The following is a 13,228-nucleotide window of genomic DNA, read 5'->3' as shown; positions in this document are numbered from 1 at the left end:
CCCTCCAATGGAGGGGAACCGAGGGCAGAACGGAACCGGTCAGAGAAGCGTGGTGATGAAGTCGATGAACTCGTCGGCGTGCTTGCCGTGCTGGCGCAGACGGGGAACGAACACGAGATTGGTTCCCAGTTTTTCGCGGCGCACCTGAAGCGTCCATTTTCCTTTGTGCAATTCGGGCAGTCCGGTTTCTTTGTTGCGCAACGCAAACCGGGCAGCGGTGTTGATCGCTTTTCCGGCACGGCTGTACGCCGAGCCTTTCATTGTCCAGAGAGCCAGCTCGTAGGCTTTGCCGTCCGATCCTTGAATCGAGAATTCTTCGGACAGTTCTTCGGTCGGCGCTTCGATGAGCAGCAATGCGGTGAGCATCGGACGCCACGGGGGCTTTTCATCATTTCGGAAATCAATCCATCCACCACGCTCGTGCACTTCTTCCAGCGTCTCAACTGTTTCCGGCATTTCGTCAGAGCCGTATTCGATGTTTTCCTGAAATTCCTTTTTGGCGTTCAGGACGGTGATGTTCAACGGATCGCTCCAGACCTTGGGATCGGATGCCGCCGGCAGAACAATGATGTCCTTGTTCAGCACGATGGCTCCGGCGTCGAAGTCCTCTGACATCGGGCCAACCGACTGCACAATGTTGATCCGGGGAAGACGGAAGTCAGATTCTTCATAGTCTCCGGCCAAACCGCCGATTGAGGGAAGTCCGGAGTTCGCAGTTGTCAGTTCATGGTTGTTAGGGCCGCGGTCAACGCCCGCAGTTACAGGGGCAAGCGTGCTCGGAGAGCCCGCTCCACCTTGCGTGTTGTCTTTATCTTTTTTGAACGATGTAGTGGTCATTGTATTTTCTCCTTTTGGTTGGGGTTATCGTTCTTTTGCGAGATAGCTGATTTCGGGATCGGTGGTGCAGAGTCCTTCGGCTGTCAGGAGCTGGTTGAGCTTTCGAATGGCTTTGGCGCCCTGCCCGCGCTCCTGAACGGACTTCACTGCGTTTTCGAGGGAAGTGACGGAGATCGAACAGGCGGGAAGGAACTGCTCCAGCGGAAGATCGAATTCCGCGTGGACAATGTCCCAGACGGATGACAGCTCTTTGATGACTCGCCGTCCGCTGCGGTGTTTGAGTTCGTATCCCGGGATTTCCTGACCGCTGCGTACCATCTCCAGTGCATGGGCTTTGACCGCCTCTGCCCAATCGATCAAAACGGGTGCAAGGCGTAATGCCAGAGCCATCTGTTCGGGTTCCGCAATCTGCAGCGGATCCATTACCTTCGGGAGTTCCAGCCGCTCCGGCAGTTTTTCAACCACCATCATGGCTTTGGCTGTAAGCGCCGGACAAAGCGCCTTGGCACCGCAATACTGGCAGTTGTCAGGATGCGGGTTATAGGGACTCTTCGGGTCTTCAGCCTTTTCGATGACAGCGGCGACACGGTCGCGCATCCGGTCATAGTCGGCGGATCGGGTAAAAGTGTGCTCCGTCCGTAAATCGCAACGCGGTTGCAAGAAGACCACCTTGACCGAATCCACGCCAAAGAGATCAAATGCTCCGAGGGCGTAGGCCCAGCCTTGCAGGTTGATTTCTGCATCATCGACAGGGACTCGTCCCATTTTATAGTCGATGACGGTCGCGGTTTTCGTGCCGATCAGCACGACATCCGCCGTGCCAAAGGTCAGGCCGCACACATCAACCTGTAGCTCGGGATAACGGATGCATCCGGGAATTTCCGACTGCATTTGATCAACTGCATCGAGACATTCCCGCACTTGGGCGATTTGTTCTGGGTTGAGGCCAACCAGCCGACCGGTTTCGGCAGCTTCGTGCATCATCGTCCCTTCATCGGCCGCCGCGGATGAACCGGGGCGGTTTTCCCAGTGGGGACAGATTTCCTTGTTCTTCAAAGAAGACGGGCCGTGTTTGGCGTGTAAATTATTAGTCATAATTTGGTTCTCAGTTATCAGTTAAGAGTTCTCGGTTGGTGGGGAATTGATTAGCCGCGAAAGAGCGCAAAAAGCGCAAAGGTTGGTGGGCCGCGGGCGCATGGCGCACAGATATCAGACAGCGTGCTCGGAGAGCTCGCTCCTCCTATGGATCGCCAAATCATTGTTCACTCTCCTGCGCTTTGAGGTCTTCTGAACGACGTTTGAGCAGGCGGTGGATGTCGCGGGCGGCGCCAAGGGCATCGCCGGAAAAGATGGCGTGAACATCGAAGTTGTATTCCAGCTCGCTGAGCTGGTGGAAAATGAAGGGCGATCCGATCCGTCCACGGGTAAAAATGGCGTAATCAAAGTGCTCGATGTCCTCACGGTTGGCTTCGACGACGTAGAACACTCTGGGCATGCCTGCGGCACGGGCTCGGCGGATTTTTTTCAACTCGCGAATCCAGTTTTTCTGGATGGCCAGCGACTGAATCAAGTCGGAAAGGGATTTGCGCTCGATGGCAAAAAAGTCCTTGTCGCCTTCGATGGCGTAGTCGAAGGTGCTGATCGTACCGCGCACGGTGGCACAGCGCTCGAACTCCAAGGGCTGCTGTTCGCGGGTGTCGATGCGGATCAGCACGATGCACCGCCTTCAACAGGAGAGTTTTTAACCGCGAATGAACGGGCGCGAATTGAAGACCGTGCGGGTTCAGAATCGCAGACAGGCTGGAAGCGCTGTCCTACGTTTGGTGCGGATGCGGAAAGGTTATTAACCACGGGAGGTCTCCTTTCCGCTGATGAGTGCCAGGATGTCGGAACGGCGGAGACGAAAAGAGCCGGGGTAGAGTTCGACTTTTTCGAGACGACCGGCTTTGATGATGCGCCAGAGCGTGGCGCGACTGACATTCAGCAGTTCGGCGGCCTCGCCCATACGAAGAAGAACAGGGTCTGCAAACGGCTCACTCGGCCCTTCGACTCCGCTTAGGCCAGGCGACTTCGCCCTACCTTCCAAAATTTCGAGGGCCTGTGCTTTTGCTTCGTTGGTGGCAGTGAAGACCGCCCGGATCAGATCATCGTTGTTCACACTCATTGCTGTATCTCCGCACATTTTGTTGCACTTTGCTCGCTGGGCGGGAAAAACGCCCATACTGTGCGGAGACGGTCAGCAACCCGGAGAATCAAGACGCGCAACTTATTTACAGAAAGAAGGTAACAGCAAAGTTGACCGGGTTACCCAACGGTCAACTTTCCAAAGAAAAAGAACGGACTGCTCGACAAATGCGCCCTGGGAGTGCTAGAAACGGGTGTCGAATTGAAAAGGGAATTGCCATGACAGCTATTGAAGCAGACAGAGAAATAGAAAATATCCGGGAACTTAGAAAACGGGTAAAAACCGATCCCGAACTGGCAAAACGTCTGTTGGACCGTACCGGCATGTACACCCCGACCGGCAAGCTGAAAAAACAGTTCCGCTGATCATGTATTCCGCCCTTCCGTCCTTTGTTCTCGGGTTTCATGGATGCGACAAATCCGTTGCGGACAAGCTGGTTGCCGGAGAAACCCGACTCAATCCCAGTCAGAATGATTACGACTGGCTCGGGCATGGCATCTATTTCTGGGAAAACAACCCCAAACGGGCACTGGAATACGCAACGCAGTTACAAAAACATCCGGAACGCAGTAAAGAATCAATCAAAACCCCGGATGTGGTCGGAGCCATTATCGACCTTGGACATTGCCTAAACCTGCTGGATGCCAAATCAATCCAGGTTGTACAAGAGGCTTATGAGGCATTTGAAGAGGCGGTCTGCGAAGCAAAACGGCCTCTCCCAAAGAATATTGATGCAGACGGCAGCGGCGACCTCCTGCTGCGCCCGCTCGACTGTGCAGTGATTCAGTACCTGCACGGCATGCGGGAGGAAAAGTCAGAAAAACCTCCCTTTACCACCGTGCGGGGAATGTTTACAGAGGGCGATCCGGTTTATCCGGGAGCTGGATTTCACAGGAAGTCGCATGTTCAAATTGCAGTCCGCAACCCCAATTGCATTAAGGGCTATTTCCGGGTTTTGGAACAGGACAAGAACTGGCCAATTCCTTAATCCTGATAGGCGGCATCGTCATAGATGGCCTTGCGGGCGTCATAGCCGGAAGCGCGATCATCGGCGAGGGTTTCGGCGATTTTTTCAAAATGATCGCTGTAGGCACGGAGCTCAGTCAACGGTCGTCCGATCTTGGACTTTAAACGTTCCAGCCGGCTGATCACGGTTGCTTTTGAGCATCCACATTTCCGCGCGATTTCATCCGAGCTCATTCCCTGTCCGCAATAGAGGTTGAAAACCACGGAATGAACCGGGGCTTTCAGCCTGGGATTCTCATCCAGCGCCTGCGCAATCGCAAAAAAGCCGGTGACCTGATCCTGCGACAGAAGCTCCGACCCGGCATGAAGAGCAAAAAACTGTTTTTTTGATTCGTCGAATGTCTGCGTCAGCGAGAAATCAGGCAAGAGCGTGTCACGCAACGGGACATAGAGAATTTTATTTTTGACCGCGAAATCGACTGTTTCCGGGCAATAATCCGGAGTGACAAGAATTATGCCCTCTCCTTCCTGTCCGACCGTCTGTTTTGCCAACGCAATCGTGCTGCGCTCCGCATGGGCAAGCAGGAAGGCTCGGTGACGGCGGCGATCCGGCCCGCGCAGTGTTCCCATGCGATAAATCCCGTCCTCTAAAGAGCAGAACGCATTTTCCACTCCGAAGGATCGGTTGAGGCGGATCGACAACGAGCAGGGACACAGCTTGAATAGCCGGAGTTCTGCCGGGTCAATGTTGCGCCGCTCCTGTTCCGGGCTGTTTTCGTAATCCGGAGAAAGAGCGGTGACCTTTTCGCCTTCCCGCAGGATGTCAAACCGCTTGGCTGAACCGGGAGCGCACCAATAGGATGCATCCTTGCCGATATTCTGCAAAAATGGATCAGCCCGCTCAAACGTATCACCAAAAAAGAGGTTCCACTCGTTGAGCGTATACGACTCTCCCAAATGAATATTGAGTGCTTTAAAAAATCGTTCGTCCATGTCGGCATTGCAACCGCCGTTTAGCAGGGATGCCTCTCGAAGCCATTCTTCCACTTTCCGGGCATCGGATTCTCTGGCGAAGCTGGAGCGATTCGGCGGATACAGATCTACAGAACGGTATTTGTCCTCCCCCTCAAAACAAAAGTGCAACTTGGCAAAATCCACATGGAACGCGATCTTCGGCACCACGTAGCCGTCGATCGACGCAGACTGCAAAAGGTCGGCTGATTTTTCATGAACGGTCTTTGTTACTGAACCGTAAAGCATATAGCGCACTTCCGAAAACCTGACGGATTTAATGCCCGGCACCTTAATGGTTCGGAAAAATGAGAGGTCGTTTTGCTGAAGGACACTGAGCGGAAAACTCTCACGCCCGACAAAGGTGTGCGCCGAACCGAAGAAAATCTGACCAAACTCCACCTTGAGCCGTTCCATGGTCGCATCGGTCGTGCGGCGGATTTTCAGTTCCCGATGGCGGGCATTATAGATGAGCACGTCGTATTCCTCATCGCGAAAACAGATAGTAGACACCTCGCCGGACTCTTCATCCACATCGCCCCGCCGTTCCAGATAGCCGCCATGCCGGATCAACAGCCAGAGCTCATCGGCTTCCATCACATCCAGTACCTTGGCAACGCCACCTTTGGATGCCTGAGCATAGAATGAACCCATTGTGTCGGCGAACCGCTCAATATTTGCCGGGGTGTACTGCAACGCCGGGGTGTCCTCCCCGAGAAAAGACGGGAAATAATAGAATGAACGGGCATTGTGCATTTTGAGGCGATAGCCTGCCCGTTCAGCAATATCCGGGTAATGCAACCATGTCCACAGAGCCACATCGTATGGAGAGGACAATTCGCATGGGACCCAGACGCTTTTCTCCTTTGCTGCTTCGAGAATTGCGCCGCGCCCTTTATTTGCCGCCAGCGTATTGACTAGATTAATGGCATCGTACAGCCCCATCAATGCTTCATCGGCGGAGAGAAACAGCAGGGCAATCTGATCATACGGCAGATTGTCTTCCGTCGGCTCCGACGGCAGGTCGATCCCGCGAGCTTTTACCGCCTCGGTGCTACGCCCCAAAAACTCGGCCAGCAGGACCGGACTAAACCGACGAAAAACTTCCGGATTCGTAAACTTCGATAAACTTGCCACCTAAACCCTTAACTAAGCCATGTGAAAAACTTCAGGGAGCGGTTGAAATATCGGCGTGTTGTTGGGATGGTTTTCCATCAGATCGGCCATGGTTTCCCACCATTTTTGAACGATCTGTAAATTCTTCAAATCATCCACCGCACACGACACCCGTCCAACCAAAATCATTAATTTATAGGACCCCTTTACCCGACCCCTTTACCCAGGATGCGCCGGATTTGGACACAGTATTCATAATCTCAATTGCATCTTTGTCCAGTGTGGGCAGAATGACCGTTTCGAAATGCACCAACACATCCGCGTCTGTTATGAGCCGAAACCACCGTTTCCCCAACGAGAATCCAGAGACTATTTTAATGCCTCAAGAAAAGAGCGATCTTCCACTTTCCACAGATCAACGCCCGTATCATTTTCCTGGCTTGGCCCCGGGGTTGTGCGCCCATTGGCAACATAGGATTCGAGGTCGGAAAGCAGATTCTTTACGATGTCCGGATGCTTTGCGTACAGATTTTTACTTTCCGCCGGATCGTCTTCCATGTTGTAGAGCTGATAGGGAGGAAGGCCCTGCCGGGTCGCATCGGCATCTACCAGTGTCCAGCCCCCGGATCCCGAACAGAGAACGAGCTTCCACGCGCCTTTTCGGATCGCAAATTTTCCGCGAATACTGTGCGAAATCAAATGGTCGCGGGAGGATACGTCCTCTCCTTTAAGCAGCGGAAGCATGCTGAAGCTATCAACCCCGACATTTGCAGGAAGCTCCACCTCCAGGATATCGGCGCATGTCGCCAGCAAATCAACCTGGCTGACAAATTGGTCGCTCACCGTACCCGGCTGGATCACACCCGGCCAGCGAACGACAAACGGCACACGATGCCCGCCCTCCCAAATATCAGATTTATACCCACGGAAGGGGCCACTGGGGAAATGCCCCTGCGGCTCAAGTGCCTGCTCGCAACCGTCGGAGGCATCCTTGCGAATCCCGATATAATGCGCACAGCCATTATCACTGCTGAAGATCACCAGCGTATTATCTTCTACGCCATGTTTCTTAAGAGACGCAAGAACCTGACCGAAAATATCATCGGTCTCCATCACCAGATCGGCGTACAGGTTGTTCAAACCGCTTTTCCCGATCCATTGTTTATTAACGGAAAGGGGCGTATGCGGAGAGGTCACCGGAAGATACAGGAAGAACGGTTCGCTTTGTGCGGCATGCTCTTTAATGAACCGGTCGGCCTTGTCCGCGAATGTTGGCAGGAGCTGTTCAAAGTTCCAGTGCGAGACCGCCGGCCCCACCATAGATGCCAGATTGTTCCCTTGTAAACGTTTCGGAAGCTGCTCTGTAGGAATTTCAGTCAGCTTTTGGTCCTGAATGTAGGCATAAGGCGGCCAGTTTGGGACATCGACCCCAAAAAACGACTCAAACCCCGCGGCTACAGGCCCCCCAAGGACGGGCTTTGAAAAGGACTCGTGCCAGTATTTTCGATCACCTTCAGAGACAGGAAGCTGATAGCCATCGCAGCTCGAAACTGCCTCCCGGTCCGGGCGCATACTCTCCGACACCTCGAAATCCCAAGACATACCCAGGTGCCACTTTCCGATCATTCCGGTGTGATAACCATTCTGTGCCAGCAACTTAGGAACCGTGACCAGATCCTTATCAATCAACGCCTCGCCGTAGAGTTCGACAATGTATTGCTGCAGAGTGGAGCGCCAGGAATACCGACCGGTCAACAGGCTGTAGCGAGAAGGAGAGCACACGGCTGCGGTCGAGTGTGCGTCGGTAAAAAGCATCCCCTCGCTAGCGAACTTGTCCAGATTAGGGGTTTTAATTTTTCCTGTCGGATTATAGCAGCCTGCATCCCCATAGCCCATGTCATCCACATAAAAGTAGACGATGTTAGGCTGCTCTGCGGCAACAACTCCCGCCAAAGACAGAGTCAGCAAACCGCACATTTCTTTTTGATAACGAAACTTCATAATTTTACCTTTCCTGATTGACTTCCTACAGTGCAGATATCGGTCTGCTCAATAATTCCAAAATCGGTGCTGTGAATCGCCTTTGGGCATTCGATCCACGGGTTGAGACCACTATGTCGCCCGGCAAATGGTTCCACTGGTATATTTCGTGCCGCAGCACCCGCTCCTGCTCTCGAGCCCAACCGCCTTCGCATTGCAGGGTCAGTTCTTCGTTATGCTCCATTTCGTTCCAGCATATTTCGTTGGCCCAGACCATTGGACGCTCTGGTACCATGTCGTTGGGAGCCGTCCAGAGACGGGTCGTCTCCTGCTGTACCGGCAGAGAAGAAATTTCAGCCTTCTGTTCCGCGAGACGACGCAGGACATCTTTGTCTGCCGAAGAAACCACAATTTCTTCGGCGCTGACCGCCGGGGTGTAATGACTCGGGTCGTGAAGCATAATCATTTCCTTTCGTAATTCGTTTATTCGCTGTGGAAGACCTCTTCTGCCTCCTATTCTGATGTCGCTACGGGCGGGTTGAGGTGATGTTCAACCTGCCGCGCAGTTACCGGAGTCCCGACCAAACGCACGGTGGCGGAAAACACAAAAACAGCGAACAAAAAGAGCTTCAGGATTTCTTCTCCATAAAGAAAACCGATTTCATACCACAAACTTTTTTCACACATTCCAACAACCACACTTACTGGTCATTTCCAAAATCCCATTTTTAATACGTTCCGAATTCCTGCACCGCATCAACCATCTCAAGCATGTTTTCGACGGGGGTCTGTTCGAGCACCCAATCGTGGCTGGCACCAGCGATGTAGCGGCCGCCCGGCTTCATGACCGCCAACACCTTTTGCACATCCGTGTGGACTTTATCCGGGTTGCCGTTGATGAGGGTATGGTGGGAATCAATCGCGCCGTTGAGCACAATGCGATTGCCGTAGGCATCTTTCAATTCGCGCAGCCCCATACCGTGGCAGTCGGGCTGCAGGGCATGGAGCGCGTCGAGTCCGGCGTCGATGAGCATGGGAATTAGCGGATAGATGCCGCCGCAGCAATGCAACTGGGTTTTCAGCCCGTAGTCGTGAGCCAAATCGATCAGACGTTTGAGGTGCGGAAGGATGAAGCGTTCAAACTGCTCCGGCCCCATCAGCGGACCGGTCTGACTGCCGAGGTCGTTGCCCATAAAAAAGACATCAATCAGATCGCCGGCTTCATCAAAAATCTTCCGGCAGCTTGCGGCATAGAAGTCAGTCAGGTGAGTCAGCAACGCATCGACGGCTTCAGGCTCGTCATACATGCGCATGTAGAGCGTTTCCATCCCCATCAGGTCGATGGCGTCGTGCCAGAGGGGCGACCAGTCGCCCCCGAGGATGGAATAGGACTCTTTCCACGGCGCAGCCTGTTCGCGCAGCGTCGAAACGTTCACACAGGCCGGGTCGGGCCACGGATAGTCATGAATTTCGGACAGCGATACATCCGACAGCACGTGGCCGACCGGCTGGCCGTAGCCCTCCCCCATGCGGTTCACACCGAAGACGGTACGGTAGACCACGCCCTCAGCGAGCGTTTCTTCCGGCAAGTCATAGGATGCGTGGATCCGGCGGAAATCGTCGGCCATGCGCACCCGCAGGGCCTCTTCATCCGGCAAGCCGGTTTCGCCCAATGCCTTAGCAATAAACTCGGTTGAAAGCCCGTGCCACATCGGCACCCGGTCGGGGAGTTCTCCGTTAAAAATGGCAGCCACTCGTTCTTTTGAGGTCATAAATCTTTTCCTTTTGTTTCATTTCCCAGCCAGCCTTGACATTCGCAATGCCAGCAAAATTTATATAATAATTGTGCACCAGATTCGTTAACTAGAGCATCAAAATAGAAAATCGACGGCCTCCGCATTAAAACATGTTTCAAGCAGCCTAATCTCTTCTTCAACTTGAATTTTAAAAAGAAGGATCTGATCACCGTACCGTACTCGCAGAAGAGAGCCAGCAAGGGATTTGATGCATACTTTACTCAACCTTCCGTTTACCCACTCGAGATCAACTTCAAAACCTCCACGAGCACGCAAGCCGTTGATTCGACCATCAGTCCATGCCTCTGGAAGTGCCGGAAGCAGATGGATTTCATATACGTCATCCACCTGCCGGTGCGATTGGAGAAGCATTTCGGAAATTGCGGCAGCAACACCGAAGTTGGCATCAATCTGCAACGGCGGACAGGCACTGAACAGGTTGGGATAGATTCCTCCGGACGGGCACGTGTCGCAGGCTTCCCGAACAGACATATCGCCAACCAAAGTAAACAATCGGGCAATCAGATCTGCCGCGCGGTTTCCATCGCGCAGGCGCGCCCAGACAGCGGCCTTCCACGCCATAGACCAGCCGGTTGCCTCGTCGCCGCGCAGCTCCATCGACCGGCGAACGGCTGCGGTCAGTTCAAGGTCATCATCAAAGGTGATCTGCCGCCCAGGATGGAATCCGATCAGATGCGACATGTGCCGGTGATGCGGGTCCTGCTCTTCGTATTCCCGATCCCATTCAAGCAACTGCCCCTTTGAACCAATCCGATATGGACGAAGCCGATCCCTGAAAGTCGAAATCTTTTTGCAGAATTCCAGATCAATATTGAAATGCTCGCAGATCCAAATCAGATGAGTGGAGAGGTCCCATGCCAGTGCGGTATCCTGCGTGCAACCTGCACAGACCATACCATCGCCGCCGTCTTCAGGACGGACAAAACGGTTTTCGGGCGACGTTGCCGGGGCCGTGACCAGCCAGCCGTCGGCATCGGGCACAAACCAGTCCAGACAGAATTCGGCAGCACCGCGCATGAGCGGGTATGCGGTTTCGCGAAGAAACTGTTCATCGCCGGTATAGGCATAGTGTTCCCATAGGTCCATGCAGTGCCAGATGCCGCCGAAGGCCCAGTTGGCCCAGACAGGATCGCCGACGCCGAAATCGCCGACCGGTGCGGTCTGCCGCCAGATGTCGGCATTATGATGCGCCACCCAGCCGTTTGCCCCGTAATGAATCCGCGCGGTTTCGCGACCGCGCACAGCGAGCTCGCCGATAAAATCGATCAGCGGCAAGTGGCATTCACTCAGATTACATACATGGGCCGGCCAATAATTCATGGTGCTATTGATGTTCAGCGTCCAGTTGTCGCTCCACGGCGGGCGTACATCCATGCTCCAAATGCCCTGAAGATGAGCGGGCTGACAGCCGGGACGAGTACTGGCAATCAGCAGGTAACGACCGAAGTTGTAGAGAAGCGCAACCAAACCGGGGTCGTCCGGCGTTGTATAATTCCGGATTCGTTCTGCTGTATCCATCTCGGAGCGCGATGGTGTTAAAGTTAGAATGGAACGATGGAAAAGCTCCTGATGATCGGCGATATGATCAGTCAGCAGTTGTTCCGCCGATTTTCCGGCAGCGGCATCAATGGCAGCAAATGGTTTCCTGTCCGGGTCGATTCCTTCCGCAGAAGGCGATTTGTCGAACCCGTTGAAACTGCTACCTGCAGAAAACAGAAGCAGTGCATGATCCGCATTCTGAATATGAAATTGCCCATCGTCATCCAGTTGGATTTCGCCACCATCTGTTTTAACATGCAGTACGCCGGTAAAACGCATGCCCTTTCCTTCGTCATAAACCACCGGGGGACTGCCCGAATCGTAATAATTCGGATCAACATGGCTGGGGCAGCGTCCGCGAACTACAAGCCGATTAAATGCGTCGCGCGTTATTTTGCAGGGATGGGGAGAGTCTATGTATGCCGAGAACGACAGGCTCTCCGGTGTGCTTGCTTCAAGCCGAACGGCAATCACCTGATCGGGATGACTGGCAAAAACCTCGCACGTAAAAACCGTCTCGCCAATACGGTAGCGTGTAAGGGAAACGGCTCGGTCCAGGTCCAGTTCGCGGTGATAATCAGCCGCTTCCGCACAGTCAGATACCAAATGAAGTGTTCCAAACGGCTGAAAGGATTCGTTATAGGCGCCCTGCATTTTTTTGCAGAAGTCAATGGCATCTTTATGCCGACCGTCAAATACGGCCTGCCGCGCCTTCGGCAGCCAGTTGATTGCGTCATGGTTATTGTTGTCACCCGGCTCACCGGACCAAAGCGTATCTTCATTGAGCCGGATACGCTCGTTTCCCATCCCGCCGTACACCATGGCACCGAGACGTCCGTTGCCAACCGGAAGCGCCTCAATCCACGAATCCGCCGGAGACCGATAAAAAAGCTTTAGCGGACCGGTTTCTTCATCTGCATGTCTGATCATTTTTTGTCCCTTGAAACTAAATCATCCACTGTCCGTCAATGCATCTTCTTCATGAATATAACCGATTATGCCAACAGTGACCGCAACAGCGATAAATCTTTACGGGCGTTTTCATAGAGCATTTCCGGTGTTTCGCCGGGCGCGGCAACCCCTTCGGTAAATTCCAGACTGTATGACCCGCAATAACCTTTTTTCTGCATGATCCGGATCGCCTGTTCGGCAAGATCCGAACGTTTATCAAAGCGTATAAGCTTACCTGATTCATCAGTCATCTGCATGTGCGCGTGCATAACATCCGGGCCGAACAGGTCCAACCATTCTTCGAGGGAATCAAACCGACTGAACGGATGGACAATGATTCCGTGCCCGTCCATGCCCAGTTCGTCGAAAAAGGCTCTCGCGGCGACAGGCTGCTCGATAATCGTTCCCGGATGGCATTCGCACAGGAGCTGTATGTTTTGCGGAACCCGTTCACGCCATGCAGCGAGCTGTTTCAGATACGTTTTGCGCAGCGCGGGGTCGCTGCCGATGTTGTACTTGATTCCGCGCGCCCCGAAACGGATGGCTGCGACGACATCGGTTTCCTGTGCCGAATCTTCGCGATCGAAACAGGCGTAGGAATTAAACAGGCGGATCGGAAGAGCTGACTGTTCCAGCCGCGCCTGTTCTTCTTCTGAAGCATATGTCGCGTGAAACGACCACAGCTCCAGTCCGTCGAATCCGTCGGCACTGAAGCGTTCCAGCCAGTTACTTACTTTTACAGAAGGGTTGCGTTCTTCCGTCCAGCGGTTGCGGTCGAGCAGCACAGTGGCCATATATATTTTAAAACTTTTTTCCATGTGAATCC

The 13,228-nt window shown here is 53.6% G+C and carries 12 protein-coding genes and 1 pseudogene; 2 read left to right on the top strand and 11 right to left on the bottom strand.

What is annotated here, in order from left to right:
• Positions 1–39: 39 nt before the first annotated feature.
• The 4 genes from GT409_RS11995 to GT409_RS11980 form a co-directional block, all read right to left on the bottom strand.
• Positions 40–837, bottom strand: a complete 798-nt coding sequence (locus GT409_RS11995) for a hypothetical protein (protein ID WP_160629313.1) — start codon at positions 835–837, stop codon at positions 40–42.
• A 24-nt stretch (positions 838–861) separates the two neighbouring features.
• Positions 862–1,932 carry a DUF2800 domain-containing protein gene (locus GT409_RS11990; RefSeq protein WP_160629312.1) on the bottom strand — a complete coding sequence of 357 codons (1,071 nt, stop codon included), beginning with the start codon at positions 1,930–1,932 and terminating at the stop codon, positions 862–864.
• A 160-nt stretch (positions 1,933–2,092) separates the two neighbouring features.
• A complete protein-coding gene (locus GT409_RS11985; RefSeq protein WP_160629311.1) occupies positions 2,093–2,551 on the bottom strand; it encodes an ERCC4 domain-containing protein in 459 nt (152 codons plus the stop codon).
• Between the two features lie 129 nt (positions 2,552–2,680).
• Positions 2,681–3,019 carry a helix-turn-helix transcriptional regulator gene (locus GT409_RS11980; RefSeq protein WP_160629310.1) on the bottom strand — a complete coding sequence of 113 codons (339 nt, stop codon included), beginning with the start codon at positions 3,017–3,019 and terminating at the stop codon, positions 2,681–2,683.
• A gap of 113 nt (positions 3,020–3,132) precedes the next feature.
• Between GT409_RS11980 and GT409_RS11975 the strand changes: the two genes are divergently transcribed.
• Both GT409_RS11975 and GT409_RS11970 read left to right on the top strand, forming a co-directional pair.
• The gene (locus GT409_RS11975) at positions 3,133–3,387 is read left to right on the top strand and encodes a hypothetical protein (RefSeq protein WP_160629309.1); all 255 of its coding nucleotides are present in this window, start codon (positions 3,133–3,135) and stop codon (positions 3,385–3,387) included.
• A 2-nt stretch (positions 3,388–3,389) separates the two neighbouring features.
• Entirely contained in the window at positions 3,390–4,010 is a 621-nt protein-coding gene (locus GT409_RS11970) for a hypothetical protein (protein ID WP_160629308.1), read from the top strand.
• Here the strand turns inward: GT409_RS11970 and GT409_RS11965 are convergent.
• The 7 genes and pseudogenes from GT409_RS11965 to GT409_RS11935 all read right to left on the bottom strand — a co-directional run bounded on the left by GT409_RS11965 (position 4,007) and on the right by GT409_RS11935 (position 13,220).
• Positions 4,007–6,136, bottom strand: a complete 2,130-nt coding sequence (locus GT409_RS11965; protein WP_160629307.1) for an RNA polymerase sigma factor sigma-70 region 4 domain-containing protein — start codon at positions 6,134–6,136, stop codon at positions 4,007–4,009. The genes GT409_RS11970 and GT409_RS11965 overlap by 4 nt on opposite strands.
• A 12-nt stretch (positions 6,137–6,148) precedes the next feature.
• Positions 6,149–6,268: pseudogene (locus GT409_RS11960) on the bottom strand (L-rhamnose mutarotase); the annotation flags it as partial.
• 216 nt (positions 6,269–6,484) lie between these two features.
• The gene (locus GT409_RS11955; RefSeq protein ID WP_160629305.1) at positions 6,485–8,116 is read right to left on the bottom strand and encodes a sulfatase family protein; all 1,632 of its coding nucleotides are present in this window, start codon (positions 8,114–8,116) and stop codon (positions 6,485–6,487) included.
• Between the two features lie 25 nt (positions 8,117–8,141).
• Positions 8,142–8,555, bottom strand: a complete 414-nt coding sequence (locus GT409_RS11950) for a hypothetical protein (RefSeq protein WP_160629304.1) — start codon at positions 8,553–8,555, stop codon at positions 8,142–8,144.
• A 268-nt stretch (positions 8,556–8,823) separates the two neighbouring features.
• A complete protein-coding gene (locus GT409_RS11945; protein ID WP_160629303.1) occupies positions 8,824–9,867 on the bottom strand; it encodes a uroporphyrinogen decarboxylase family protein in 1,044 nt (347 codons plus the stop codon).
• 99 nt (positions 9,868–9,966) lie between these two features.
• Positions 9,967–12,381: a glycoside hydrolase family 95 protein gene (locus tag GT409_RS11940; RefSeq protein WP_160629302.1), complete on the bottom strand. Its 2,415-nt coding sequence runs from the start codon at positions 12,379–12,381 to the stop codon at positions 9,967–9,969.
• A 65-nt stretch (positions 12,382–12,446) separates the two neighbouring features.
• The gene (locus GT409_RS11935; RefSeq protein ID WP_160629301.1) at positions 12,447–13,220 is read right to left on the bottom strand and encodes a sugar phosphate isomerase/epimerase family protein; all 774 of its coding nucleotides are present in this window, start codon (positions 13,218–13,220) and stop codon (positions 12,447–12,449) included.
• Positions 13,221–13,228 lie beyond the last annotated feature (8 nt).

Source organism: Tichowtungia aerotolerans, assembly GCF_009905215.1.
GTDB lineage: Bacteria > Verrucomicrobiota > Kiritimatiellia > Kiritimatiellales > Tichowtungiaceae > Tichowtungia > Tichowtungia aerotolerans.
The sequence above is the reverse complement of the archived record's forward strand: the minus strand, read 5'-3'. Positions and strand labels throughout refer to the sequence as shown.

Excerpts from the sequence above, each read along its gene's own strand:
- GT409_RS11995 (WP_160629313.1), bottom strand. The coding sequence starts at position 837 with ATGACCACTACATCGTTCAAAAAAGATAAAGACAACACGCAAGGTGGA.
- GT409_RS11990 (WP_160629312.1), bottom strand. The coding sequence starts at position 1,932 with ATGACTAATAATTTACACGCCAAACACGGCCCGTCTTCTTTGAAGAAC.
- GT409_RS11980 (WP_160629310.1), bottom strand. The coding sequence starts at position 3,019 with ATGTGCGGAGATACAGCAATGAGTGTGAACAACGATGATCTGATCCGG.
- GT409_RS11970 (WP_160629308.1), top strand. The coding sequence starts at position 3,390 with ATGTATTCCGCCCTTCCGTCCTTTGTTCTCGGGTTTCATGGATGCGAC.
- GT409_RS11955 (WP_160629305.1), bottom strand. The coding sequence starts at position 8,116 with ATGAAGTTTCGTTATCAAAAAGAAATGTGCGGTTTGCTGACTCTGTCT.
- GT409_RS11950 (WP_160629304.1), bottom strand. The coding sequence starts at position 8,555 with ATGCTTCACGACCCGAGTCATTACACCCCGGCGGTCAGCGCCGAAGAA.
- GT409_RS11945 (WP_160629303.1), bottom strand. The coding sequence starts at position 9,867 with ATGACCTCAAAAGAACGAGTGGCTGCCATTTTTAACGGAGAACTCCCC.
- GT409_RS11940 (WP_160629302.1), bottom strand. The coding sequence starts at position 12,381 with ATGATCAGACATGCAGATGAAGAAACCGGTCCGCTAAAGCTTTTTTAT.
- GT409_RS11935 (WP_160629301.1), bottom strand. The coding sequence starts at position 13,220 with ATGGAAAAAAGTTTTAAAATATATATGGCCACTGTGCTGCTCGACCGC.